The organism is Nocardioides sp. Kera G14 (assembly GCF_020715565.1).
Taxonomy (GTDB): Bacteria; Actinomycetota; Actinomycetes; order Propionibacteriales; family Nocardioidaceae; genus Nocardioides.
Genome location: NZ_CP085839.1, coordinates 2,072,027 through 2,097,149 on the forward strand (window position 1 = coordinate 2,072,027; position 25,123 = coordinate 2,097,149).

Sequence of the window (25,123 nt, forward strand, 5' to 3'; positions counted from 1 at the left end):
ACGACTTTACCGACCGTCGAGGGCCGCCTCGTAATAGGCGTCGGCCAACTTGGTCATGATCCGCTGGATGGCCGGACCGTCGGTGAAGAAGTAGTCGGCCATGGTGTTGTGGGCGTTCTGGTTGTCGGCCACTGCCTCGATCGCGGCGTCCTTGAAGTCGGCGGACTCGCGGAACTGGTTGCGTGAGTTGACCTTCGCCTGGAGTCGGAGTGCCTCGTTGCCCATCAGGGTCCCGAGGAGCACGTTCACGAACTCGGCGACCTGGGCGTCGCCGAACGCCTCGGCCCCGAAGAGGGTGTTCATCTCGTCGATGACTTCTCGGAGGGCGACGTACTTCGGCTCCTTCTTCGCCCCTGTGCCAGCGCCGCTGGGCGGCTTCAGGTCGGCGTCGCCGCTGAGGCTGATGTCGACCTCGGCGTTCTTCTGCAGGCGTACGCCGGCGAGCTCGACGTTCGAGAGGTCGACCGGCGAGCTCCACGTCTCCTCACCTATCACTTGGCCCAGAAGGCGGAGGTAGGCGGCGAGCATCTCCATGTAGGGGTCGCCGTAGTTCACGACCTGACTCATGAAGTCGTAGAGGCGGACGTACGTGCCGGCGTCCTTGCGGAAGAGCTCGAGCTCGTCCTGGGCGAGCTTGTCGCCGGTCTCGATGGCGTGGGTCCACCGTCTGCGGAACTCCTCCTGGCCCCGGCTGACGACGGCCGCGAGCGCGTTGTTGCCCTGGTGCTCGACGAGGATCAGCCCGACCTTGCGGACGTCGGCCTCGTCGTAGATCCCGACGGTGTCCAGCTTGTTCATCAGGTGGGAGACGACGTACGGGTCGGTCTCGGTCTCGAGCGAGGCGCCCGCGAAGTAGGGCTCGAAGGCCGCCTGGATGTCCTCCGGCTTGTTGGCGAAGTCGATGACGAAGGTCGTGACCTTGCGCTCACCCGTGGCGGTGCGGTGCGTGCGGTTGAGTCGGGACAGCGTCTGGACGGCCGTGACGCCGGAGAGGCGCTTGTCGACGTACATCGCCGAGAGCAGCGGCTGGTCGAAACCGGTCTGGAACTTGTTGGCGACGAGCATGACCTTGTAGGTGTCGCCCTTGAAGGCCGCTGCCAGGTCGGCGCTGGCGCCCGGGTTGAGGGTGGCCTCCGTCGCCTCGGCGTCCTTGTCGGGCTTCACTCCCCACTCCGGCGACCAGATCTCGTCGTCGCCGAAGGAGACGGAGCCGGAGAAGGCGACCAGTGTGCCGTAGCTGTAGCTCGGATCCTCCGCCGCGCGCTTGGCGATGTAGAGGTCGATGGCCTTCTTGTACTTCACCGCGGCCTTGCGCGAGTCGGTCACGACCATCGCCTTGGCCTTGCCGTCGAGCAGATGGGCGACGTTGGCGTGGAAGTGCTCAACGATGATCTGGACCTTCTGGCTGATGTTCGTCGGATGGAGCTTGACCCACCGCATCAGGCCCTTCTTCGCGACCTTCTCGTCGACCTCGACATCGAGCTCACCCTCCGCTGCCGTCGCGTTGCCGGCGATCTTGAGGGCGGTGTCGTAGGTCTGGTAGCCCCGGAGCACGTCGAGGATGTAGCCCTCCTCGATCGCCTGCTTCATCGAGTAGAGGTGGAAGCGCTGCTTCGGCACGCCGTCGGCGCCCTTGCGCCCGAAGAGCTCGATCGTCTTCGCCTTCGGCGTCGCGGTGAAGGCGAAGTAGGAGACGTTGTGCGACTCGGCGCGCTCTGCCATCTGAGCGGCGAGGATGTCCTCGACGTCGAGCTCCTCGTCCTCACTCTCGCCGGCCGAGAGGACTTCCTTGAGCCTGGACGCCGTCTGGCCGGCCTGCGACGAGTGCGCCTCGTCGGCGATCACCGCGAAGCGCTTGCCCGCCAGTGAGGCGTCGTCGCCGAGCTCCTTGAGCACGTGCGGGAAGGTCTGCACGGTGACGGCGATGATCAGCTCACCCTGTGTCAGTGCTTGGGCGAGGAGGCCCGACTTGGACTTGGCGCCCGCCTTGCGCACGTCCTCCGGGCTGATCGTCGCGACGACCTTCCTGCCCCCGTCGATCTGGCGGACGGCGTCCTGCAGTTGACCGTCGAGGACCGCACGGTCGACGACGACGACGACCGAGTCGAAGACCTTCTTGTTGTCGACGTGGAGACGCGCGAGCCGGTGGGCCGTCCACGCGATCGTGTTGGTCTTCCCTGAGCCGGCGGAGTGCTCGATCAGGTAGCGCTGGCCCACGCCCTCGGCCGCCACCGCCTGCTCGATCTTTGTGACCGCCTCCCACTGGTGGAACCGCGGGAAGAGCATCGACGTGCGCCGCTCGCTCCTCCCCGTTGCGGCGTCCCACTCCTCCTTGGTCTGGACGATCATCAGGCGCCCGATGATCTGGAGCCACGCGTCCTTCTGCCAGACCCGCGTCCAGAGGTATGCCGTCGGTGACAGCTCGTCCTCGGCGGGCGGGTTCCCGGCGCCACCGTCGTGGCCGATGTTGAAGGGCAGGAAGTGAGTCTTCTCCCCCTCGAGTTTGGTCGTCATCGCGGCGAGCGTGTTGGAGACGGCGAAGTGGACCAGTGCACGGTGACCGAAGGAGAGCAACGGCTCGGGCTTGCCGTTGGTGAGCGGGTTGCGGTCCCGCCGGTACTGCGTCGTCGCCTCGTCGAGGCTCTGCGTGAAGTCGGTCTTGAGCTCCGCTGTCGCCACCGGGATGCCGTTGACGAAGAGGACCAGGTCGATGCTGCGCTGGTCGGCCGTCGAGAAGTGCACCTGCCGGATCACACGCACCCGCATGGCGGCGTACTGCGCGACGGTCGTCTCGTTGAGCGTGTTCTCCGGACGGAACTGCGCCATCTTGAGCCGGCCGCCGCCGACGTACTGCACGCCGTTGCGCAGCACGTTGAGCGTGCCGCCACCGTGCTCCAGCGGCCTGTCGAGTGCGGCCGTCAGGACGTCGAGGAACTTCCCTTGGCTTCCCGCTGCCTTCAGGGCCTTCTCGTACGCCGCCGGCTGGGTCGCCTCGAGCCAGGCGACGACGTCCTCAGGGAAGAGTGCGCGCTCCCGGTCGTAGCCCTTGTCGTTCTTGGAGTACAGCCATCCGTTCGCCTCGAGGTACTCACAGATCTCCGTCTCGAAGACGACCTCGTTGTGATCCGCCATCACGCCACCGCGTCGCGTACATCGATCTGGCCCGTCACTGCCGCGGTGATGAGCGCTGCCCTGCGCTCCTTGGACAGCTCGATGAACCGCTCGGTCTCGGCAATGAGTGCGTCGAGGCGCGAAAGCGACAGTTCTAGGCGATGCCAAACGCCGGACGTACTGGGCCACGAGACAATGAATCTCGACAGGTCGGCCATGCCGAGCGTGGGCTGGACGGAATCACCGCTGGTTGCGGACCCTGCTTGTTCAAGGAATTCGCTAGACGTGAGCCACGCGCGCAGCAACTCTGGCTGTACGTCCATGGCAGGTCGGAGCACGGCTACCGCCCGTGCGACATTCGCTCCTGAGGCCCAAGCAGGCGCGACGGCAGCGCTCCCCATCTTGCCAACCACGCCGAGAAGGACATCCCCTTCACGAAGAACGGTCCGTCCGTACTCGTCCGACTGTTCACCCGAGACCCACCTTGCGCTCGGCACTAATTGCGCTGAGGAAAGATCGCCCACTCGGAAGAATTGGACCGCGCCGGGTTCCTCAGGTTCCACGTAACGTGGCACCAGGACGCCATAGGTCGGCGACTGGCTTAGGAGTCTCCTCAACTCGACCCGCCGAGTCGGCGCACCGTTGAACACCAAGTCCACGGCTGCTTGCCGGCGCTCTTTGAACAACTTGACCAGTCGCTGCTGATCGTCGATGAGCGCGTCGATCCGGGCGGTCTCGCGGTCGAGGAAGTCGGCGATGGAGCGCTGCAAGTTCAGTGGCGGCAGCGGCATTCGGTGACCGCCGAGCTCGCCTTGCGTCATGCTAGGAAGCGCCGTGTTGGTCGCGTAATACGAAAACGGCATGGTCAACGCGTAGTAGTGAAAGAACCGCGGTTCGACCTTCTCCGACAACTCGGTGAAGAACATCGTGTCGACGGTCCAAAACCGCCCCGTCACAAGAAGTGGCCTGTCGATCGTCCCTTTACGGCCAAACAAGACACTGACGCCGTCGTATAGATATTCCGAGGCGCGTCGGAACTCGCCTCCGGACCCGTAGACCGGGTAGCCGCCCGCCGACACCTCGACCTCTTTGTAGTCAACTCCGTTGCGAATCGTGGCGACCCGCCTCATCTGAACGACATCCCATCGGGGTGGGAGATCGGGAAGCCAGGGCGCAAGCACACTCATCCCTCGACCTCGCGAAGAAGGTCAAGAATCTTCGCGACCTGCTTCTCCAAGTCCGCATCGATCTCCTCGAGCGGACGAGGCGGGACGTACTTGTAGAAGTGCCGCGTGAACGGGATCTCGTAGCCGACCTTGACCTTGGACCAATCGATCCAAGCATCGGGGACATGCGGAAGGACCTCGGCGTCGACGTACGCCTTGATCGTTTCGATCTTCCCGTCGGCACCGGTGTTGCCGCCGTAGGTGAAGGGGACGTTCTCGGTGTCACGCTTCTTCGTGTCGGGCTTGGCGTTGCCCTTGCGGTCGTGAACGACCTCACCGGACTCGTCGAGCAGCGGGCGCTCGACAGTGATCGTCCAGTAGCCGAACTCGTCGTTGCGGAGCACCTTGGAGAAATCCGGGTCGGCATTCTCGAAGTCGACGTACAACTTGAGGATCTGGGAGCGGTCGCTATCGCTGATTTCGCGGCCCTTGGAGCCGAGGTTCTTCCGGAGCTTGGTCCAGAAGGACGAGCCGTCGATGAGCTGGACCTTGCCGCGGCGCTCAGGCTGCTTGGTGTTGTCGAGAATCCAGATGTACGTGGCGATGCCGGTGTTGAAGAACATGTTGGTCGGAAGCGCGACGATCGCCTCGACCAGGTCGTTCTCAAGCAGGTGGCGGCGGATGTTGGACGGTCCCGACTCCGCGGCGCCGTTGAAGAGCGGTGAGCCGTTCATGACGATGCCGACGCGGCCGCCGCCGTCGTGGGCCGGGCGCATCTTGTGGGCCAGGTGGAGAAGGAAGAGCATCTGGCCGTCTGACGTCGCGGGGAGGCCGGGGGCGAAGCGGCCGTAGGGACCGGCCTGCTCCTGCTCCGCCTTGATCTGCTTGGCGTACTGCTTCCAGTCGACGCCGTACGGCGGGTTCGACATGCCGAAGTCGAAGTGCCGCCCTGCGAACCGGTCGTCGGTGAGCGTGTTGCCAAAGGCGATGTTGGAGGCGTCGTGGCCCTTGGCGATCAGGTCTGACTTGCAGATGGCGTACGACTGCGGGTTGTACTCCTGGCCGAAGAGCGCGAGGCGGGCGTCGGGGTTCTGCTCCAGGAGGTGCTCCTCCGCGAGCGCGAGCATGCCGCCGGTGCCGGCCGTGGGGTCGTAGATCGAGCGCACGACGCCGGCCTCGGTGAGGCCCGAGTCCTCCTCCGCGAAGAGGAGGTCGACCATCAACTTGATGGCATCGCGGGGCGTGTAGTGGTCGCCCGAGGTCTCGTTGGCGACCTCGTTGAACTTCCGGATGATGTACTCGAAGGCATCACCCATGTCGGCGTTGCTGATGACCTCCGGGTGCAGGTCGAGGGCCCCGAAGGCCTTGACGATCTCGCGGAGCAGCTCGGCCTTCTCGAGGGCGAGGATCTCCTTCTTGAGGTCGAAGTAGTCGAAGACATCGATGTCGTCGGAGAAGCGGTCGACGTAGTCGACGAGGTTGTCGACCAGCCCGTCAGCGTCGGCGAGCAGGTTGGCGAAGGAGAACTTCGACAGGTTGTAGAAGGTGCGGCCCGTCACCTTCTTGACCTCGACACGCAGCCGAGCCGGGTTGCCGTACTTCTCCCCCAGTTCCCGGACCGTCTCGCGCTCGGGCTCAAGGATGCAGTCGAGCCGGCGCAAGATCGTGAACGGGAGGATCACGGCGCCGTACTGGTTCGGCCGATACGGGCCGCGCAGGATGTCCGCGATCGACCAGATCGCAGAGCCCAAGACGCTCAACGGTCACCCTCTCGGACGCGCAACAAGGAAGCGCAGGATCCTGCGCTTGGCTCAATATATTGCGCCGAGTAAAGGACCGTAGCCGAAGAGGCTCTTTCGGTGGCTTCCGACACGCGACCGGCAGAGTTCGAGGCGCGAGCACGCCTCCTCGGCCAGAAGGTGCGGCATCGCCACAACGAGCTCAGATGGACCGAGCAGCGGCTTGTGGATGCGACCGGACTGAGCCGTCGCTACGTTCAGTTGCTCCTCAACAACCGGGGAAGCAACACGGACAAGTCCGCTCCACCGAATCCGACCATCGACGTCATCTATCGACTCGCCAAGGCGCTCGAGATCGACCCGCTTTACCTGGTCGACTTCACGAGAGACGTCGAGTCGTTCCCTGTGCCGAAGAACTGACTCAGGCGGCGTCGTAGTCGACGTCGAAGGTGTGGAGCCCGAAGTGGGTCGCAAGGCGCAGCTCGGCTGCGCTCGGCCTTCGCCTTCTCGGAGGCGGCGGCTCCTGATGTCGAAGCGCGCGGGTGCCTGAGGCGTCCACGAGGTAGACCGCTCCGCCGGCGTCGCGCCAGAGGAAGATGCCCGGGAAGGGCTGCTTCACGTCGACGTCACCGTGGGTCTTGAGGCGATGCTCGCGGGTGCTCAGCGGGCCGAGGTTGCCGATCCCGGTCTGGCCGGTTGGGCCGTCGGTTTTCCACGCGATGGTGTGGTCGATCTGCGAGGTCGGACCCCGGCGTCCGCCCCACGGGAAGACACTCGCCGGGAAGAGAACCTCGACCGCGCGGCGGTGCCGCCTCGGGATCTCGTAGGAATCGACCGGAGCAAGACCCTCGACATCGAGCACCGGCCGGATCTCAATCTTCGCCGCGGGGTCGTCCCCGAAGACCTCCGAGACCCAGGCGTTGGTCACCATCTCCGCGGTGTCGATCCGGGAGAAGCCGGCCTCTTCGGCACTGTCCTGGCCGGTCGGGTCGGCGTAGGAGTGGAGGTGGATCACCACGTCGGGGCCACTCGGCGTTCCTTCACCCGGAGTCTCTCCGAGGAGTCGCATCCGGGCCGCGATCGCACAGCGCTCATCGAAGGACTTCTCCGGCATGGTCTCGGCCAGCTTCTCGGCATCCGCCTTCACGGAGGCATCGACACGGGTGATGTTGTCGAGGGTGTCGCGGTACATGAACGATGCCATGCCGGACTGCACACCGCGGAGCTTGCGGGCAAAGGTCGCCTCACGCCGCTTCCGCTCCTCCTCACGAGCCCGCTCGTAGTCACAGGTGGTGGTCGCCGCCCGGACGAGCTCGTCGAAGCGGGTCCAGTTGAGCCGCCCATCAGCCGACTCGGCCACCGCCTCGTCAACGGACGCCATCTGTTCGCGATCGAGGTTGGCGGCTCGGCAGCACTTCGCCACGTGCTGCGCGTAGGAGACCTTCACCTCGAACTCCTGCACCCGGGCCCACAGTTGCGGGAAGAAGTGGTGCAGGTCGGTCGCGTCGGCCATCAACTCGCGGGCGGCGTACGTCGTCATGCCGAGCCGCATCCCCAGCGTGGCCGGGGAGAACTCGGCGATCTCCTCAGCTCCCGCGCTCCCGACCGGCACCACACGCTCCACGCCTTCGGGCCGCCGGCGGGCCTCACGCCTGCCCACCGTCTGGGCGTCGTTACGCACCACCCACTCGTAGGCCAGCTGCACGATCCGGACCTCGAGCTCCCGCAGGGCACGCCCGACGTCGGCGACATGGTCGAGGAACTCCACCCCGCCCAGGTCGCCCGCATCGAGGCCGAAAACACCGGCCAACCGCTCGCCCGAGATCACGTCTCCGACGCTATACGCCACCACCGACAAAACCGTGGCGAGCCGACCCCGCATAGCCATAGGACCATGGACGGCCGAAGCGCGGCAGGCCGTCGACGTAGCCGGACTCGATGTTGAGCTCGACGAATCCGGCCCCAGCGAGAAGCACTCGAGGATCCCGGATCAGATGGCAGCCGCCGAAGACCCGCTGCTGCAACCCATCGAGCCGGTGCTGCCACGTGGCGACACCGGGGTCAGGCGACAGTCCGTGCTCGGCGATGTGGATCGTGCCGCCGGGCCGGAGCACGCGCGCCGACTCGCGGACCGCCGACTCGACGTCCGGGATGGTGCAGAGCGTGAAGGTGAGCAGCACGCAGTCGGCCGAATCGTCGGCGAGGTCCAGCGACGCTCCGTCGAGGCCGACCCGCTCGATCGGAACATCGGCCTGTCGGCGTACGGCGTCTGACATCCGCCACGCCTCGTCGGAGGGCTCCACGGCGAGGACACGGTCAACCGCCTCGGGATAGAGCGGGACATTGAGCCCGCTGCCGAAGCCGAGCTCGACGACGGTGCCGTGCAGTCCCGCCAGCGCGCGCTCACGGAGGGGCTGCAGGCGCCGGTCACCGCACGCCCGGTCGATCACGTGCGGCAGCAGCCGATCGCCCCAAAGGCCCATGCTCGTCAGGCCCGCCCGCGCAGATAGGAGACGCGCATCTCCCGCAGTTCGCCGACCATCAGGCCCGAGGTGATCGCCGGGTCTGCCTCCATGATCGCGCGCGCCGCCTCCTCGTCGGCGGCCTCGACGATCGCGACACCGTCGTTCCACGGCTGCCCCCACGTCGGCCCGGCAAGGATGAGCGTGCCTTCGTCGAGCAGGCGGGCGAGGTACGGCGAGTGCTGCTCGCCCATGATCGCCGCCTCGTCCGGCGTGATGGTGGCGATGAAGTCCTCGCGTGGCGGGTGGATCAGATAGAGCCAGGTCCTCATGTCGCGACTCTAAGAGCCGCGGAGGCGATGTGCGATTGGTCGTCAGTGCCCGGCGACGACGGAAACAGCCACGGGCCCGTCCTGCTCGGGGGTGGCGGCCTCGCTCAGGCTGCGTCCTCCGAGAACGATCAAGACCGTGCCCACGACGCCGTAGGCAACCACCCAACTGAGGTACTTCATGTCCAGGCCTTCCACGATCGTTTTCCGCGGGTTGTGTACCCCGTCACATACGGGCTAAACCTGCGTACTCCGGCTACGCCGAAGCCACCTGCCGATGTACGCCGACACCCGCGGCTTTCACGACCCCGCGAGTAACGGTGTCGCCGTCCTGATCCTCAACTGCTGCGGGGCGCCGGCCATCGTCACCGTGTCCGGAACGGTCGCCCACGCTCCCCCGTCGATCCGGTAATCGGCCGCCCAGGTCGTGTCGACGCTCGCCGCCACGGTGCCCTTCTTCCGATAGCGGTGCGTGACGTCGAGGTTCGGGTAAAGCCGCCCCGGCTCGGTCCCCTCGGCCGTCTCACCATCGCCGTAGTGCCAGGTGAAACGCGCAGGGTGGATCTTGAAGTCGACGGTGTGGCCGACGAGCGTCACCGATGTGTCGAAGGGCTCAGCTTCGGTCAGGAAGTTGGTGTCGAAGTTGACGAGCGTTTCGCCGTCGGGAGGCTGGATCTGGAGGACGGACTGCGGCAACGGGACTCGTTCAAGGGCGTGTATGACGTCGCTCACCGTTGGACCTGGGTCTGCCGCATTAGCGTCAGTCGGGCAGTTGCTCCGGGGCCCGCCCGCCACGCCCTCGTCTGGCTGGAAGTAGACCGTCTCCATCGGTGTTCCGTCGGCGCAGACGGCTTGGCCATCGGCATCACACATAGTGCTGCCCCCTAGCTTGCAAACGGGCTCGTGGACCCAGTGACCTGGAACCGCGTCGACGAACGAATCATCAGAGTTGCCGCAGTGCGTCGTGATGTCGATGTTCGTAAGGAAGTCTTGGTCCTCGGCCCCTGCCGAACCGGCGAGGGTGCCACTACAACCCGCAGCTAGGACTGAAGAACTGATGACGCAAACACTCAACCAAGAGATCAGCGCCGTGATGCAGAGCAGCCGCAGTAAGAAGCTCATGCCACAGCGACTATCTGCGCGACACGCCACCCGCCAGCCCATGTGAGTTCCATGCGAATGCGAGCTTGGCGGGCGGGGCGATGGACATCCTTCCCGCTGCCCGGGTAGTCGACCGTTTCGTCTGACACATCAATTCGAGCCTGGACGTGAGCCATCTGGAATGTCTCGGACTGCAACAGCTCTGAAGACTGCACGACAACCGTCGAGGTGCCGCCGACGTAGGTGCCGCCCGCGGCCTTCGTTTTGCGAATCGATGAAATCGTCCCGTCACACGCTTCACAACCGTCGAGACTTAGGTCAGTCAACTCGCTCGGGTCACCGTTGGACTGGGCAGCGTTCGCGACGTCCCAGAAGTACCGAACAAACGCTTCTGCACCTTCCTTGGTGTGCTGCTTGGCGGCGTCGGGCATGACTGGAGCGGTGGGCGTGGGCGTTGAGGTGGGTGAGGCGACGGTGCTCGTCGTACGGACCGACGACGGCGGCTGTGCCTTGTCCGACCCGCAGCCGGCCAAGGCCAGCGCAACCGCTGCGGCGACCGTGCCGACAGCGAACCTGGTGAGGTGCTTCCCCATGTCCTGGCCTTCCCGAGATCACGCCTCGACCAGAGAGACGCTGAGCCGACGCTAGCGACCGCGCAGGCGCCTGACCAGACCCCTCAAGCGGGCCTGTGGAGAAGTCAGTGGTTTCGAGGCTCGCACCTCGACCAGCGGCGCGGCCGGGAGGTAGGGGCGGGCGGCCGCGATCACCGCGTCGAAGACCGACCGGGAGACGGCGGCACCCTCGCGACGTACGGCCGAAGGCTTCAACGGCACGAGGCGGTTGAGGCGCACCTCGGACGGGCGGCCGGAGCGATCCCATCCACCGGTGCCGATGTCCATCCAGTACCGACCGACCGACGCCTCCTGCGCCGCGTCGCGGTCATGGTCCTTGGAGGTCAGCGGCAGCCCCCACAGTCCGCCCGTCGCAAGGTCGCGCGCGACGATCAGGATCGGGCGGTCTTTGCCCTGACTCGGGTCCTCCTCGTACGGCACCCACGCCCACACGACCTCCCCGGGATCAGCATCGCCGTCGGGGTCGGGCGCGTAGTCGAAGGCCAGCATCAGCGGACGGGCTGACCTGCCGCCGCCAGCGCTGCCTTGGCGTCGGAGATGCGGACCTTGCCGAAGTGGAAGATCGTGGCCGCGAGTACGGCGTCGGCACCGGCGTCCACAGCGGGCGGGAAGTGCTCCGCGGCGCCGGCCCCGCCGGAGGCGATGACAGGGACGGAGACCTCGCTGCGGACCGCGCGGATCAGCTCCAGGTCGAAGCCGTCCTCGGTACCGTCGGCGTCCATCGCGTTGAGCAGGATCTCCCCTGCACCGAGCTGGGCGGCCTTGACGGCCCATTCGATGGCGTCGATCCCGGCCGATTCACGACCGCCGTGGGTGGTCACCTCGAAGCCACTGCTCGTGCCCTCGGCACGTCGCGCGTCCACGCTGAGGACGAGCACCTGGTTGCCGAAGCGGTCGGCGACCTCGGCGATCAGCTCGGGGCGGCGGATGGCGGCGGTGTTCATCGCGACCTTGTCGGCGCCGGCGCGAAGCAGTCGATCGACGTCCTCGACCGAGGAGACCCCGCCGCCGACCGTGAGCGGGATGAAGACCTGCTCGGCCGTGCGCGAGACGATCTCCATCGTCGTGGCGCGGCCCTCGTGGGAGGCGGAGATGTCGAGGAAGGTCAGCTCGTCGGCACCTTCGGCGTCATAGACCTTCGCCAGCTCGACGGGGTCACCCGCGTCTCTCAGGTCCTGGAAGTTGATGCCCTTGACCACCCGGCCGCCGTCGACATCGAGGCATGGGATGACGCGGACGGCCAGACTCATGACCCGTCGCCCGTGGTGCGGCCGAGCGTCAGGTCGAGGGCGTCGGCCAAGGACAGTGAGCCGGTGTAGAGCGCAGTGCCGGCGATGGCACCCTCGACGCCGATCGGCACGAGCTCCATGAGGGCGGCGATGTCGTCGATCGTCGTGACCCCACCCGAGGCCACGACGGGAGCAGACGTCGCGGCGCAGACGTCGCGGAGCAGCTGGAGATTCGGCCCCTGCAGCATGCCGTCCTTGTTGACGTCGGTGACGACGTACCGCGCGCAGCCCTCGGAGTCGAGGCGGGCCAGCGTCTCGTAGAGGTCGCCGCCGTCCTTGGTCCAGCCACGGGCGGCGAGGGTCGTGCCGCGTACGTCGAGACCGATGGCGACGCGGTCGCCGTACTCGGCGATGGCCTTGCGGCACCACTCGGGGTTCTCCAGCGCGGCGGTGCCGATGTTGACCCGGCGGCAGCCCGACTCCATGGCGGCGCGAAGGGTCTCGTCGTCGCGGATGCCGCCACTGCGCTCGATCTTGATGTCGACCGCCTTGGTCACCTCGGCGAGCAGGTCGGCGTTCGACCCGTGGCCGAAGGCGGCGTCGAGGTCCACGAGGTGGATCCACTCTGCGCCCATCTCCTGCCAGCGCAGGGCGGCCTCGATGGGGTCACCGAAGACCTTCTCGGAGCCGTCGACGCCTTGGACGAGCTGGACGGCCCGGCCGCCCTTGATGTCGACGGCGGGAAGGAGTTCGAGGTACGTGCTCACAGCGTGTTGATCCAATTCTCAAGGAGGTGGAGGCCCGCATCGCCGGACTTCTCGGGGTGGAACTGCGTGGCCCACAGCGGGCCGTTCTCCACAGCGGCGACGAAGCGGTCTCCGCCCTCGCCCGGGCCGGTGTCGGCCCACGTGACGAGCGGTGCCGTGGTGCGGTCGTTGGTCACGAGCGTCCAGTCCCGGACGCCGTAGGAGTGCACGAAGTAGAAACGCTCGTCCTCGATGCCCTCGAAGGCCTTGGACCCTGCCGGAGCGGCGATGGTGTTCCACCCCATGTGCGGTACGACGGGCGCCTGGAGCCGCTCGACGACGCCGGGCCACTCGCCGCAGCCCTCGGTGTCGATGCCGTGCTCGATGCCGTGCTCGAAGAGGATCTGCATCCCCACGCAGATGCCCAGCACCGGCCGTCCACCGGAGAGGCGGCGCGCGATGATCCGCTCGCCACGGATCGCCCGCAGGCCCTCCATACAGGCGGCGTAGGCACCGACGCCCGGCACCAGCAGGCCGTCGGCCTCCATGGCCGCGTCCATGTCTCCGGTCAGCTCGACCTCCGCTCCCGCGCGCTCGACGGCCCGGACGGCGGAACGCAGGTTGCCGGAGCCGTAGTCGAGGACGACGACCTTCCTCACGAAGCCGCCGCCTGAGGACACGAGCGAGCGCCAGCGAGCGAGGCCCGGAGGGTGGCGATGCGAGTGAGGTCTACAAGCCTGCCGGTCACAGAGCGCCCTTCGTGGACGGGATGCCGGTCTCGCGGGGGTCGGGCTCGATCGCCTGGCGCAGCGCGCGGGCGAAGGCCTTGAACTGCGTCTCGACGATGTGGTGCGGCTCGCGTCCGTCCAGGACGCGGATGTGCGTGGTGAGGTAGGCGTGGTGCGCGATCGACTCGAAAACGTGGCGCGTGAGCGAGCCGAGGTAGGGCACGCCGGAGCCGTAGATCAGGACGTGCTCCTGGCCGGCGGGCTCGCCGGAGTGGACGAGGTAGGGGCGGCCGGACACGTCGACCACGGCCTGGACCAGCGCGTCGTCGAGGGGCACGGTGGCGTCGCCGTACCGGCGAATGCCCTTCTTGTCCCCCAGAGCCTCGCGGATCGCCTGGCCGATGACGATGGCCGTGTCCTCGACGGTGTGGTGGGCGTCGATGTGCAGGTCGCCCTCGGCCTGGACCGTCAGGTTGATCAGCGAGTGCCGCGCCAGCGCGGTGAGCATGTGGTCGTAGAACCCGACACCGGTGTCGATCGAGTGTGCGCCGGTGCCGTCGAGGTCGAGCTCGACGAGGATCTTCGACTCGCTGGTCTGGCGCTCGATGCGGGCGGTGCGTGTCATGGCGTCACAACTTCCAGTAGTGCGTTCTTGAAGGCGGTCATCTCCTCGGGCGTGCCGACGGAGACGCGGAGCCAGCCGTCGGGGCCAGTCTCGCGGATCAGCACACCGCGATCCAGCAGGCCCTGCCAGACGGCATGGCGGTCGGGGAAGGTCCCGAAGAAGACGTAGTTGGCGTCGGAGTCGGCCACCTGGTGGCCCTGGCCGCGGAGCCACGCGACGAGGGCGTCCCGCTCCTGGCGGAGCTCGTCGACCTTGGCCAAGAGCTCCTCGCGGTGACGGAGCGCGGCGAGGGCGGCGGCCTGCGTGACGGCGCTGAGGTGGTAGGGCAGCCGCACCACGCGGATCGCGTCGGTGATCGCCGGGTGCGCAGCCAGATAGCCCAGGCGCAGCCCGGCTCCCGCGAACGCCTTGGACATCGTCCTGGTGACGATGAGGTTGTCGTACGTCGACAGCAGCTCGAGCGCGCTCGGGACTCCGTCGCGGCGGAACTCCCCGTACGCCTCGTCGACGACGAGGACACCGCTGTCGCCCAGAGCCTCGGCGATGACGGCGATCGCCTTCGGGTCGAGCGCAGTGCCCGTGGGGTTGTTCGGGCTCGGGAGCAGCACGACGCTCGGCCTCACCTCCGCGATCAGGTCTCGTGCCTTCTCGAGGTCGAGGCTGAAGTCCTCCTCGCGCGTCCCGGCAATCCAGGTGGTGTTGGTGTCGCGGGCGTACTCCGGATACATCGAGTAGGTCGGCGCGAAGCTCAAGGCGGTGCGTCCCGGGCCGCCGAAGGCCTGCAGGAGCTGGAGCATGACCTCGTTGGATCCGTTCGCGGCCCAGACCATCTCCGGGGCGATGGGCGTGCTTCCCGAATCGGGGGTCAGGTAGCCCGCCAGCTCACGACGAAGCTCCGTGAACTCGCGGTCCGGGTAGCGGTTGAGCGTCGCCGCTGCGCGCGCGACGGAGTCGGCGATGTCCCGAACCGTCGCTTCGCTCGGTCCGTACGGGTTCTCGTTGACGTTGAGCTGGACCGGAACGTCGAGCTGGGGCGCGCCGTAGGGCTCGATCCCCTTCAACTCGTCGCGGAGCGGGGGCTGGTACGACGACATCGGCTACGCCTCGTCGTTCGCGAAGCGCACCGACACGGCCGCGCCGTGGCCGGGGAGGTCCTCGGCGTTGGCCAGCCGGACCACGTGGTCCTTGACGTCGGCGAGGCCCTGGCGGCTGTAGTCGATCACGTGGATGCTCTTCGTGAACGCGCGCACGGAGAGACCCGAGGAGTGGCAGGCGCAGCCGCCGGTGGGCAGCACGTGGTTGGAGCCGGCGCAGTAGTCACCGAGGCTGACCGGCGCGAAGCCGCCGACGAAGATCGCACCCGCGTTGTTGATCCGGGCAGCGACCTCCGCAGCGTCACGGGTCTGGATCTCGAGGTGCTCGGCGGCGTACGCGTCGACGACGGCGATGCCCTGCTCCACGTCGTCGACGACGACGATGCCGGACTGCGAACCGGAGAGGCTGGTCCGGATCCTCTCGGCGTGCTTCGTCGCCGAGACCTGCTTGTCCAGCTCCGCCTCGACGTCCGTCGCGAGGCTCTCCGAGTCGGTGACGAGGACGGCTGCGGCGAGCGGGTCGTGCTCGGCCTGGCTGATCAGGTCGGCGGCCACGAAGGCGGCGTCGGCGCTGTCGTCGGCGAGGATCGCGATCTCGGTCGGGCCGGCCTCGGAGTCGATGCCGACCGTGCCCTTCACCAGGCGCTTCGCGGTGACGACGTAGATGTTGCCCGGACCGGTGATCAGGTCGACGGGCGCGATGCCGGCTGCCAGGTCGCCGTACGCGAAGAGGCCGATCGCCTGGGCACCGCCGGCGGCGTAGACCTCGTCGACGCCGAGCAGTGCGCAGGCGGCCATGATCGTGGGGTGCGGCAGGCCACCGAACTCCTTCTGCGCGGGTGACGCGAGCGCGATGGAGCGGACGCCCGCGACCTGGGCCGGCACCGTGTTCATCAGGACCGAGGAGACCAGCGGGGCCAGGCCGCCCGGGACATAGAGACCGACGCGGCCGACCGGCACCTTGCGGTGGGTGACGCGGGCGCCGGGACCGAGGTCGGTGACGGCGTCAGACTCGAGCTCGTTCGTGCACGTTCTGCGCAGCCGTGCGACCGACTCCTCGAGGCCGGCGCGGATCTCCGGGTCGAGCTCCTCCAGGGCGCGGGACAGCGTCTCGACCGGGACCCGCAGGCCGCTCTGCTCGACGCCGTCGAACCTCGCGTTGAACTCGAGGACGGCCTCGACGCCCCGCTCGCGGACGGCGTCGAGGATCGGCTGGACCAGATGCGTCGCCTTCTCGATGTCGAACTCCGCGCGCGGCACGGCCGAGCGGTAGTCGAGGGCGCCTTCAGCGCCACGGAGGTCGATACGGCGGATCATGTGCCAATTCTAGGGTCCGCTGCTCCGGCCCGCCCGCGGGTATCCACGCGAGGGCCTCGGGTACCCCCTGATGGTCAGCAAACCTAGGAGGAAGTCATGAGTCTGCTTCACCGCCACCATACGGAGGATGAGACCGACTATCGCGGCGAGCACCTCGCCGTAGCCGACGACCGGCGTGCGGACGCCCACGACCACTTCGGTGGGATCAACTGGGGGGCCAGCTTCTTCGGCTGGCTCGTCGCGGTCGGAGTCACGGTGCTGCTCGCCGGCATCGCCTCGGCCATCGCCACCGCAGTGGGCAACAACCTCGACCTGTCGCGGAACGACGCGGAGGCCAACGCCAGCTCCATCGGCCTCGGCGTCGCGATCGTCCTCGCCGTCGTCATGTTCATCGGTTACTACGCCGGCGGGTACGTCGCCGGCCGCATGTCCCGCTTCGACGGTGCCCGTCAGGGTGTCGGCGTCTGGGTCGTCGCCCTGGTGGTGATGATCATCGCCGCCGCTGCGGGCGCGATCTTCGGTGACCAGTACAACGTGCTGGACCGGATCGACCTGCCGTCGACCGGGCTGAGCAACAGCGAGCTGGGCATCGGCGCCGTCATCACCGGTGTCGTCCTGCTCGTGGTCATGCTCGGCGCAGCGATGCTCGGAGGTGCGACCGGGCAGCGCTACCACCGTCGCGTGGACGCCGTCGTCGGCTATCGCTGACACGGAGCGACGGATACAGAGTGAGCACGGCCAGCGCGGCCGTCACGCCCACCTCGACCCCAGTAGGTTGAGGGCGTGACGGTCGCGCTGCCGATGTTCCCGCTCAATTCGGTGCTCTATCCGGGCGTGAGCGTGCCGCTGCACGTCTTTGAGGACCGCTACCGGGCACTCGTCCACCACCTGCTCCGCATCGAGGACCCGGCAGAGCGCGTCTTCGGCACCGTCGCGATCCGCGAGGGGTACGAGGTGGGCGACCACGGGGCGCAGTCGCTCTACCGCGTCGGCGTACGACTGCAGCTGACGGAGGTGGAGGCCCACCCGGACGGCTCCTTCGACATCGTCGCCCTCGGCCGCGACCGGATCCGTCTCGACGGCCTGATGACCAACGGCGAGTTCCCGGTCGGCGAGGTGAGTGACCGACCCGCGCCGACCGTCGACGTCCCGGAGGACGTCCTGACCCGGGCCCGTGCCACCTTCACCGCCTATCGCGCGGCGGTGACGGACCTTCGCGGCGACCCGTACAGCGGGCTCCTGCCGAAGGACGCGGAGTACCTCTCCTGGACGCTCGCCGCGGTGGCGCCGCTGCCCCTCGCCGAGCGGCAGACGCTGCTCGAGGCCGACGACGCGGGTGAGCGGATCGCCCTGGTCACCGACTACCTGCGCAGTGAGCTCGAGGCGATCAACGTGATCCCCTCGCTCCCCGCCACCGAGGTGGCGCGCACCCGCTGGTCCCCGAACTAGCCCCTCCGCCAGTCCGTCCGCTAGTCGGTGGAGAGGATCAGCTCGCCGTGGCTGACCTTGCCCTCGAGCCAGCCGCTGACACCGAACGCCTTGAGCGGCTCCACGTTGGCGGCGACCTCGTTGTCGCCGCCCGCGGCCTTCACGATGGCTGAGGAGAGGCGGGCGAGGCTGATGAAGAGGACCGAGTTCGCCTTGTCGGCGTTCGGAACCACGGACTTGAAGCTCGCGTCGTCGCCGAGCTTGCCACCCGCGGCCACCTGGTCGCGCAGGTCCGGGTCGAAGCCGATGGTCACCGAGCCGGCGCCGGCCTTCGGATCGAAGACGGGGCTGCCGGGAGCCAGCTTGGCGAGCTTCCCGACGACGGTCTTGATCTTGTCCGGGTCCCCCTTCACGCGCAGCGCGACCGGCAGCGCGGACGGGTCGGCCGAGTTGATCAGCGCCTCCACGTCGATCTTCGGCCCGACGACGAGCTGCACGGAGTCGCTCGTCAGCGTCTCGAGGTCGGCCGGCGCGTCGAGGCCGGTGAAGCTGTTGATCGCCTCGTAGAGCGACTGCGGGTCGAACTGGTCGCCGCAGGTCTCCTTGAGGCTGGTGAGCGTCTTGTCGAGCCAGCCGTCGGCGAAGCCCATGCCGAACGCGGCACCCACATCCGCGGGAAGGTCCGTGACGCTGGCCTTCTTGGCGCCGCTGGTGGACGCACCGAAGTCGCCGGCGAACTCCAGCTCCAGGCCGTGGTCGCTGAAGCGCAGCGTCGCGCCACCACCGCCGAACTTCTTGAGCATGCTCGTGGTGGCACCGGTGCCGCCGGCGCCCGGGCACCAGCTGGGTCCGGAGCCCTGGGAGTCGTCAGAGCTGAGGCCACCGAGCTCACCGAGCCCGTCACCGGACAGGCCCGAGAGGTCGGAGGTGAGGCTGCCGAACTCGGTCGCCAGCGCATCGCCGGCCTTCGGGGCGGCGTACGCCGTCAGGATGCCGGAGTCTCCAGCGGCAGAGGTCCACTTCTTGAAGTCGTCGCTGTCGGACAGCGAGCCCTTCTTCGCCGCGGTGATCGTGTTGTGCGCCTGGGTCTTGTCCTTGGCGAAGACCAGGAAGTCTCCGTCGGCCTCGAAGCCGAGCTCGTCGTCGCCGTCGCCGCAGCTGAGCAGCTTCTCCGCGCCGGTCTTGGCCTTGTCCTCATCCTTGATCTCGAGGGCGAAGACGGGCTGCGGGTCGCTGGCGCCGACGAGCCCGAAGCCGATCGTCGAGCCGAGCCAGGGCTGGACGTCCTTGCTGTAGTCGATCGTGCAGCCGGAGTCCTTGGCGAAGGACTCGACGAGCTTCCGGCGGATGTCGTCGCTGGTGGAGAGTCCGATCTCCTTCTTCAGCGCGGGGAACTTGTTCGCCAGCCGGAGGGCGGCGATCTTCTGGCTGCCACTCGGGTCGAGGTCGACCGAGACGTAGGCGATCGTGTCGGCGGGCATCACGTCCGATGGCTGGGGGCCCGCTCCGAAGAACGACACCGCCGCCCAGGTGGCCGCTCCTGCGCCGACTGCGACGACGGCTGCGCCGCCCCCGAGAATCCAGCCCTTCATCCCCATGCTCCTTCGCTCAGGCCTTCGAAAAGGCTTCGTCGGAGCCTACTGTCTTCCGATCCGGAAGGAGCAGGAACCAACCGCCCAACCCGATGAGCGCAGCGAGCGGCAGGCACACCCGGGCGGACCATCCCGGCGCGACCAGGGTGCCGATGAGTCGGGTGCCGTCCTTCGCCGTCTTGGCGATCGGTGCCGGATCCGGCGGTGCCGTGTGGACGCCGTGCCGGTACATCAACCACGCGGCCAGGCATGATCCGACGACCAAGGCAACCAGCGTCACGAGCTCCCCGGCGCGGGAGAGCCACGCGGCGAGCACGCCGGTCGCCAGGCCGAGGCCGAGCGCGATCAGGGTGAACCATGCCGTTGCGGCGAAGTCGGCACGGCTGCCGGCGTCCCACGGGTCGGGGTACCAGGTGTGGCCGGAGACGACGCCCTGCGGGGCGTGCCAACGACTCATCCAGAGTCGGCCGCCGAGGTCCCCGAGGACGGCGCACCACAGCAGGATCACCGCTACGGAGATGACGGTCGGTCGGCGCGTCACCCGAGGCAACCCGGGCCGAGCAGTGCCTTGAGGTCGGCAAACAGGGCGGGGCTCGGGGTGACGCGCAGGCCGTCCCCGAGCTTGAGGACGCGGGTGTTCTCGCGGGTGAGCAGGCGCAGCCTCACCTCGGTCATGCCGGGGTGGGTGGCAAGGATGTCCTTGAGCTGCTGGACCACCGGCGGGGTGCAGCGCGTGGAGGGCATGGAGATGACGACCGGGCCGCCGACGCTGCTGGCGTCCAGGTCCGGGACGACGACCTCGATGCCGCGCAGCTGGACGCCGTCGCGCTCCTTGTCGACGCCGGCCTTGACCCGGATGATCGCGTCCTGCGCGAGCACCGAGCTGACCTGGACGTAGACACTCGGCCACAGCAGCACCTCGACGGCGCCCTCGAGGTCCTCGAGGACGACGGTGGCCCACGGGTCACCCTTCTTGGTGATCCGCCGGTTGATGCTGGTGATCAGGCCCGCCACGGTGACGGTGTGGCCGTGCGCGATCGCTTCGTCGGCGAGCAGCTGGCCGATGGTGGCGTCCGTGCCGTTGGAGAGGACGTGCTCCAGCCCGAGGAGCGGGTGGTCGGAGACGTAGAGCCCGAGCATGTCGCGCTCGTGGGCGAGGAGGGTCATCTTGTCCCACTCCTCCAGGTCGGGAATGGTCACCGAGATGCCGAAACCGCCCCCGGTCTCGTCATCCAGTCCGCCGAAGAGCGAGTCCTGCCCGATCGCCTCGTTCTTCTTGATGTCGACGAACTGGTCGACGGCGGTCTCATGCACCGCGACGAGGGCACGGCGACGGTGCTTGAGGTCGTCGAAGGCACCCGACTTGATCAGCGACTCGATCACCCGCTTGTTGCACACGACGGCGGGGACCTTGTCGAGGAAGTCGTTGAAGTCGACGTACCGGCCCTTCTCCTGGCGGGCGGCGACGATGCCCTCGACGACGTTGAGGCCGACGTTGCGGACGGCGGTGAGGCCGAAGCGGATGTCGTTGCCGACGGCGGCGAAGTCGACGAGCGACTCGTTGACGTCGGGGGGCAGGACGTTGATCTTCATCCGGCGACACTCGTTGAGGTAGATCGCCATCTTGTCCTTGTTGTCCTTGACCGAGGTCAGGAGCGCGGCCATGTACTCCGTGGGGTAGTTGGCCTTGAGGTAGGCGGTCCAGTAGGTGATGACGCCGTACGCCGCCGAGTGCGACTTGTTGAAGGCGTAGTCGGCGAAGGGGACGAGGATCTCCCAGAGCGTCTTGACCGCGTCCTTGGGATAACCGCGCTCGAGCATGCCGGCCTCGAAGCCGGCGTACTGCTTGTCGAGCTCCTCCTTCTTCTTCTTGCCCATCGCGCGGCGCATGTTGTCTGCGGCGCCGAGGGAGAAGCCGGCCAGCACCTGCGCGATCGCCATGACCTGCTCCTGATAGACGATCAGGCCGTAGGTCTCGCCGAGCACCTCCTTGAGAGGCTCGGTGAGCGCCGGGTGGATGTAGTCGATCGGCTGGCGGCCGTTCTTGCGGAGCGCATAGTTGGTGTGCGAGTCCGCACCCATCGGACCGGGACGGTAGAGCGCGGACACGGCCGTGATGTCGGCGAACTGGTCGGGGCGCATCAGGCGCAGCAGCGCCTGCATGCCCGTGGAGTCGAGCTGGAAGACGCCGAGCGTGTCGCCGCGGCCCATCAGCTCGTACGTCGCCCGGTCATCGAACGGCAGCTCCTCGAGCACGATCGTCTCGCCGCGGTTGTCCTTGATGTTGGCGACCGCGTCCTCGAGCGTGTGCAGGTTGGAGAGGCCGAGGAAGTCCATCTTGACCAGGCCGAGCTCCTCGCACTTCGGGTACTCGAACTGCGTGATCACCTGCCCGTCCTGCTTGGGGTCCATCAGCGGCACGATGTCGATGAGCGGCTCGCTCGACATGATGACGCCGGCGGCGTGGACGCCGGTCTGACGGATCTGGCCCTCGAGGCCGAGGGCGGTCTCGTAGATCCGGCGGACCTCGGGGTCGGAGTCGTGCAGCGAGCGGAACTCCCCGCCCTCGCTGTAGCGCTTGTCCTCGGGGTTGAAGATGTCCTTGAGCTTGACGCCCTTGCCCATCACGTCGGGCGGCAGGGCCTTGGTGATGCGGTCACCGATCGCGAAGCCGTGGTCGAGGATGCGGGCGGCGTCCTTGATCGCCTGCTTGGCCTTGATCCGGCCGAAGGTCGCGATCTGGGCGACGCGCTCGGCGCCGTACTTCTCGGTGACGTACTGGATGACCTCGCCACGACGGTGGTCGTCGAAGTCGATGTCGAAGTCGGGCATCGAGGGTCGCTCCGGGTTGAGGAAGCGCTCGAAGAAGAGGCCGTGCTCCAGCGGGCACAGGTCGGTGATGCGCAGTGCGTACGCCGCGATCGAGCCGGCGCCGGAGCCGCGACCGGGTCCGACGCGGATGCCGTTGTCCTTGGACCACTGGATGAAGTCGGCGACCACGAGGTAGTAGCCGCAGTAGCCCTTGGTCGCAATGATGTCGAGCTCGAAGTTGGTGCGGTCCTTGACCTCCTGGGTCAGCCGCTCGCCGGGGTAGCGCGCCTCGATGCCGCGCCAGACCTCCTTGCGGAACCAGCTCTCCTCCGTCTCACCCGCCGGGATGTCGGCGCGGGCCATGTAGCCACCGGTCGACTCGGTGAACTCGACGTTGCAGCGCTCGGCGATCAGGAGGGTGTTGTCGCACGCCTCGATCAGGTCCTGGCTGCCCCAGAGCTCACGCATCTCGGCGGCGGACTTGATGTAGTAGCCCGAGCCCTCGAAGGCGAAGCGCTTGCCGCCCTTGCTGTACGGCGGCTCGGCGAGGCGGCTTCCCGACTGGACGCAGAGCAGGGCCTCGTGGGCACTCGCGTCCTCGGGGTTGTTGTAGTGGCTGTCGTTGGTGGCGATCGGCTTGATGTTGAGCGTCCGGCCGAGCTTGAGCAGGTCGTCACGGACCCGCTTCTCGATCGAGATGCCGTGGTCCATCAGCTCGAGGAAGACCGAGTCGGCGCCGTAGATGTCCTGCAGCTCGCCGGCCTCGCGCACGGCCTCGTCCCACTGGCCCAGGCGGAGCCGGGTCTGGATCGCGCCGGACGGGCAGCCGGTGGAGACGATGATCCCGCGGCTGTGCTCGGCGAGGATCTCCTTGTCCATCCGGGGCTTGTAGAAGTACCCCTCCATGCTCGCTCTGCTGGAGAGACGGAAGAGGTTGTGCATGCCCTCGGTCGTCTCGGCCCACATCGTCATGTGCGTGTAGGCACCGCCGCCCGAGACGTCGTCGCCGCCCTCCTCGGCGGTCTCGCCCTTGCCCCAGCGGACCCGCTTGCGCTCACCGCGGGGAGTGCCGGGCGTGACATAGGCCTCGATGCCGATGATCGGCTTGACGCCGTACTTCTTCGCCTTGGAGTAGAAGTCGTAGGCGCCGTGCAGGTTGCCGTGGTCGCTCATCGCGATGCTGGACATGCCGAGCTCGCTGACGCGGGTGAAGAGGCCGTCGAGGAGGCTCGCCCCATCGAGCATCGAGTACTCGGTGTGGACGTGGAGGTGGGCGAAATCCTGCGGGCCAGACATCGGCCTGAGTCTAGGCGACGCCGGGGACAGAACCGGCCGCCACGACGGACCTCGTGAGGACTCAGTGCGGTCTCAGCCGGCGTGCTTACACTCGGCCGGGTGACCAGCAGCACTGCAGCCCGTCCCGTGATCCTCGACGGGGGTCTCTCGAACGCTCTGGAGGCCCGAGGGCATGTCCTGGGCGGTGATCTCTGGACCGCGCGACTTCTCAGGGACAGCCCCGAGGCGATCGCCGACGTACACCGGGACTACTTCGCTGCGGGGGCCGATGTCGCCACCACCGCCAGCTACCAGGCCAGCGTGCCCGGTCTCGTCGCGGCGGGGTCGAGCCAGCGCGAGGCCGAGCGCCTCATCCGGCTCAGTGTCCGGCTCGCCAAGGAGGTCGCTGCCGAGGGTGAGGGCCGCCTGGTCGCCGCCTCGGTCGGCCCCTACGCCGCCACCCTGGCGGACGGGTCGGAGTACCGGGGCTACCGCGGCCGCGTCCCGAAGCAGGTGCTCCGCGAGTTCCACGCACCGCGACTCGAGCTGCTCGCCGAGGAGGAGCCGGATCTGATCGCCGTGGAGACGCTGCCCGATGCCGAGGAGGCGGAGGTGCTGGTCGAGCTGCTCCAGCGTCTCGAGGTGCCGAGCTGGCTCAGCTTCTCCGCCGACGGCGAGCAGACCCGAGCAGGGCAGTCACTCAAGGACGCGTTCGCCCTGGCCACCGCCTCGCCGATCGTCGCGGTGGGGGTCAACTGCTGCGACCCGGCCGACGCCGAAGCCGCCGTCGAACTGGCCGTCAGCACCTCGGGAAGGCCGGCGGTCTGCTACCCCAACAGCGGCCAGGGGTGGAACTCCGGCGTGGGCGAGGACGCGGGCCACTGGACCGGCGAGAGGTCCTGGGACGTGTCTGCAGCTGCGGGGTGGGTCGCCGCCGGGGCGACGTACGTCGGCGGCTGCTGCCAGGTCGGGCCGGAGCAGATCGCCGCACTGGCAGCGCAGCTCAACCGCTGAACTTCGCTCCCAGGACCGCCTCGACGACGGCTGCGTCGACGCCGGCCTCGCCGGCGATCCGGTGGACCAGGCCGAGGTGGAAGGCGTACTCGGCGGTGCCCCAGTCGGCCGGTCCCAGATCGCTGCCGGGCACCAGCGCGTTGACGGCGTCGGCGAGTGAGGCGTCGATCGCGATCGCGCGGCCGTGCTCACGCTGGTCGGCCGCATGCAGGAAACGCGTGAAGTAGGACGGCCCCCAGCCATGGAGGTGCCCCTCGTTGTTGAGCTGGTAGTAGGCCTCGACCGGGCCGTGAACGTCGAGCGTCGCCACGGCGGCGCTCAGCCGGATCTCCGCGTCGGGCAGCGCGGCGGTCCGCGCGGTGCGCCACGCGCCGTATCCGCTGGCGCCGTAGCTCCACGCGTTGACGGCGACGAGGAGCGGGATCCACGCCCCACTGTGACGGCAGTCGGCAGCCACCGAGGCGAGGTCCGAGCGGCTGATGCTGAGCGTCGTGCGGACGTGCCCGGGCAGCCGTGGTTCAGCCCGCCAGCTGGGGTGGAGCTCGACGCCTGCGGAGGGATCGACGGTCCAGGCCAGGCCGTCGAGCACGCCGCCCGCCAGCACGGTCGTCCGCGCAAGCTCAGCAGCGATGCGGACGTCCGTCAGCACCTCGTTGTCGATCATTCCCACTCCCTCCGACCGACAGCCTAAGGCCAGGTTGCCCCGGTCGGCCTGGGACCGTGT

24 protein-coding genes are annotated in these 25,123 nt (G+C 67.9%); 4 read left to right on the forward strand and 20 right to left on the reverse strand.

The features are described 5' to 3' along the window. Nucleotides 1–6 precede the first annotated feature (6 nt). Genes LH076_RS10210 through LH076_RS10220 form a run of 3 tightly spaced genes read right to left on the reverse strand, consistent with a single transcriptional unit; the run spans nucleotide 7 to nucleotide 6,037 of the window. Entirely contained in the window at nucleotides 7–3,132 is a 3,126-nt protein-coding gene (locus LH076_RS10210) for a type I restriction endonuclease subunit R (protein WP_227780589.1), read from the reverse strand. After that, nucleotides 3,132–4,298, reverse strand: coding sequence for a restriction endonuclease subunit S (locus LH076_RS10215; protein ID WP_227780590.1), 1,167 nt, complete (start codon nucleotides 4,296–4,298; stop codon nucleotides 3,132–3,134). The genes LH076_RS10210 and LH076_RS10215 overlap by 1 nt, the downstream gene beginning before the upstream one ends. Next, nucleotides 4,295–6,037, reverse strand: a complete 1,743-nt coding sequence (locus LH076_RS10220; protein WP_227780591.1) for a type I restriction-modification system subunit M — start codon at nucleotides 6,035–6,037, stop codon at nucleotides 4,295–4,297. Before LH076_RS10220 ends, LH076_RS10215 begins: the two co-directional genes overlap by 4 nt. Before the next feature lie 99 nt (nucleotides 6,038–6,136). Between LH076_RS10220 and LH076_RS10225 the strand changes: the two genes are divergently transcribed. Then, nucleotides 6,137–6,436 carry a helix-turn-helix domain-containing protein gene (locus LH076_RS10225; RefSeq protein WP_227780592.1) on the forward strand — a complete coding sequence of 100 codons (300 nt, stop codon included), beginning with the start codon at nucleotides 6,137–6,139 and terminating at the stop codon, nucleotides 6,434–6,436. 1 nt (nucleotide 6,437) lies between these two features. Here LH076_RS10225 and LH076_RS10230 read toward each other — a convergent pair whose 3' ends face one another. From LH076_RS10230 to hisD, 13 genes are all read right to left on the reverse strand, one after another. Next, complete coding sequence (locus LH076_RS10230) at nucleotides 6,438–7,844, reverse strand: HNH endonuclease signature motif containing protein (RefSeq protein ID WP_227780593.1); 1,407 nt, start codon at nucleotides 7,842–7,844, stop codon at nucleotides 6,438–6,440. Between the two features lie 10 nt (nucleotides 7,845–7,854). Continuing rightward, on the reverse strand, nucleotides 7,855–8,499 hold the full coding sequence (locus LH076_RS10235; protein WP_227780594.1) for a class I SAM-dependent methyltransferase: 645 nt from the start codon (nucleotides 8,497–8,499) through the stop codon (nucleotides 7,855–7,857). A 5-nt stretch (nucleotides 8,500–8,504) separates the two neighbouring features. Continuing rightward, nucleotides 8,505–8,810 carry a YciI family protein gene (locus LH076_RS10240; protein ID WP_227780595.1) on the reverse strand — a complete coding sequence of 102 codons (306 nt, stop codon included), beginning with the start codon at nucleotides 8,808–8,810 and terminating at the stop codon, nucleotides 8,505–8,507. Nucleotides 8,811–8,852: 42 nt separating this feature from the next. Beyond that, on the reverse strand, nucleotides 8,853–8,990 hold the full coding sequence (locus LH076_RS10245) for a hypothetical protein (RefSeq protein WP_227780596.1): 138 nt from the start codon (nucleotides 8,988–8,990) through the stop codon (nucleotides 8,853–8,855). A gap of 117 nt (nucleotides 8,991–9,107) precedes the next feature. Further along, a complete protein-coding gene (locus tag LH076_RS10250; protein ID WP_227780597.1) occupies nucleotides 9,108–9,929 on the reverse strand; it encodes a hypothetical protein in 822 nt (273 codons plus the stop codon). Continuing rightward, nucleotides 9,926–10,501 (reverse strand): DUF6318 family protein, encoded by a 576-nt coding sequence (locus tag LH076_RS10255; RefSeq protein ID WP_227780598.1) that lies wholly within the window; start codon nucleotides 10,499–10,501, stop codon nucleotides 9,926–9,928. Before LH076_RS10255 ends, LH076_RS10250 begins: the two co-directional genes overlap by 4 nt. A 51-nt stretch (nucleotides 10,502–10,552) precedes the next feature. Continuing rightward, the gene (locus LH076_RS10260) at nucleotides 10,553–11,029 is read right to left on the reverse strand and encodes a type II toxin-antitoxin system PemK/MazF family toxin (RefSeq protein WP_227780600.1); all 477 of its coding nucleotides are present in this window, start codon (nucleotides 11,027–11,029) and stop codon (nucleotides 10,553–10,555) included. Continuing rightward, on the reverse strand, nucleotides 11,029–11,790 hold the full coding sequence (gene hisF / locus LH076_RS10265; protein ID WP_227780601.1) for an imidazole glycerol phosphate synthase subunit HisF: 762 nt from the start codon (nucleotides 11,788–11,790) through the stop codon (nucleotides 11,029–11,031). Before hisF ends, LH076_RS10260 begins: the two co-directional genes overlap by 1 nt. After that, on the reverse strand, nucleotides 11,787–12,536 hold the full coding sequence (priA, locus tag LH076_RS10270) for a bifunctional 1-(5-phosphoribosyl)-5-((5-phosphoribosylamino)methylideneamino)imidazole-4-carboxamide isomerase/phosphoribosylanthranilate isomerase PriA (RefSeq protein ID WP_227780602.1): 750 nt from the start codon (nucleotides 12,534–12,536) through the stop codon (nucleotides 11,787–11,789). The genes hisF and priA overlap by 4 nt, the downstream gene beginning before the upstream one ends. Further along, nucleotides 12,533–13,174 carry an imidazole glycerol phosphate synthase subunit HisH gene (hisH, locus tag LH076_RS10275; RefSeq protein WP_227780603.1) on the reverse strand — a complete coding sequence of 214 codons (642 nt, stop codon included), beginning with the start codon at nucleotides 13,172–13,174 and terminating at the stop codon, nucleotides 12,533–12,535. Before hisH ends, priA begins: the two co-directional genes overlap by 4 nt. A gap of 85 nt (nucleotides 13,175–13,259) precedes the next feature. Then, nucleotides 13,260–13,868, reverse strand: coding sequence for an imidazoleglycerol-phosphate dehydratase HisB (hisB, locus tag LH076_RS10280; protein WP_227780604.1), 609 nt, complete (start codon nucleotides 13,866–13,868; stop codon nucleotides 13,260–13,262). Then, nucleotides 13,865–14,962 carry a histidinol-phosphate transaminase gene (locus tag LH076_RS10285; RefSeq protein WP_227780605.1) on the reverse strand — a complete coding sequence of 366 codons (1,098 nt, stop codon included), beginning with the start codon at nucleotides 14,960–14,962 and terminating at the stop codon, nucleotides 13,865–13,867. The genes hisB and LH076_RS10285 overlap by 4 nt, the downstream gene beginning before the upstream one ends. Nucleotides 14,963–14,965: 3 nt before the next feature. Beyond that, on the reverse strand, nucleotides 14,966–16,279 hold the full coding sequence (gene hisD / locus LH076_RS10290) for a histidinol dehydrogenase (RefSeq protein ID WP_227780606.1): 1,314 nt from the start codon (nucleotides 16,277–16,279) through the stop codon (nucleotides 14,966–14,968). A 96-nt stretch (nucleotides 16,280–16,375) separates the two neighbouring features. Here hisD and LH076_RS10295 point away from each other — a divergent pair, with 96 nt between their 5' ends. Together LH076_RS10295 and LH076_RS10300 are read left to right on the forward strand one after the other, a co-directional pair. Further along, the gene (locus tag LH076_RS10295; protein ID WP_227780607.1) at nucleotides 16,376–16,987 is read left to right on the forward strand and encodes a hypothetical protein; all 612 of its coding nucleotides are present in this window, start codon (nucleotides 16,376–16,378) and stop codon (nucleotides 16,985–16,987) included. A 75-nt stretch (nucleotides 16,988–17,062) separates the two neighbouring features. Next, nucleotides 17,063–17,728: an LON peptidase substrate-binding domain-containing protein gene (locus tag LH076_RS10300; protein WP_227780608.1), complete on the forward strand. Its 666-nt coding sequence runs from the start codon at nucleotides 17,063–17,065 to the stop codon at nucleotides 17,726–17,728. A gap of 20 nt (nucleotides 17,729–17,748) precedes the next feature. Here LH076_RS10300 and LH076_RS10305 read toward each other — a convergent pair whose 3' ends face one another. Genes LH076_RS10305 through dnaE form a run of 3 tightly spaced genes read right to left on the reverse strand, consistent with a single transcriptional unit; the run spans nucleotide 17,749 to nucleotide 23,406 of the window. Next, nucleotides 17,749–19,299 carry a DUF3352 domain-containing protein gene (locus LH076_RS10305; RefSeq protein WP_227780609.1) on the reverse strand — a complete coding sequence of 517 codons (1,551 nt, stop codon included), beginning with the start codon at nucleotides 19,297–19,299 and terminating at the stop codon, nucleotides 17,749–17,751. Between the two features lie 16 nt (nucleotides 19,300–19,315). Then, entirely contained in the window at nucleotides 19,316–19,840 is a 525-nt protein-coding gene (locus tag LH076_RS10310) for a hypothetical protein (protein WP_227780610.1), read from the reverse strand. Continuing rightward, complete coding sequence (gene dnaE / locus LH076_RS10315) at nucleotides 19,837–23,406, reverse strand: DNA polymerase III subunit alpha (protein ID WP_227780611.1); 3,570 nt, start codon at nucleotides 23,404–23,406, stop codon at nucleotides 19,837–19,839. Before dnaE ends, LH076_RS10310 begins: the two co-directional genes overlap by 4 nt. 99 nt (nucleotides 23,407–23,505) lie before the next feature. Here dnaE and mmuM point away from each other — a divergent pair, with 99 nt between their 5' ends. After that, on the forward strand, nucleotides 23,506–24,399 hold the full coding sequence (gene mmuM / locus LH076_RS10320) for a homocysteine S-methyltransferase (protein ID WP_227780612.1): 894 nt from the start codon (nucleotides 23,506–23,508) through the stop codon (nucleotides 24,397–24,399). Here mmuM and LH076_RS10325 read toward each other — a convergent pair. Then, on the reverse strand, nucleotides 24,389–25,063 hold the full coding sequence (locus LH076_RS10325) for a hypothetical protein (protein ID WP_227780613.1): 675 nt from the start codon (nucleotides 25,061–25,063) through the stop codon (nucleotides 24,389–24,391). The genes mmuM and LH076_RS10325 overlap by 11 nt on opposite strands. Between the last annotated feature and the right edge of the window lie 60 nt (nucleotides 25,064–25,123).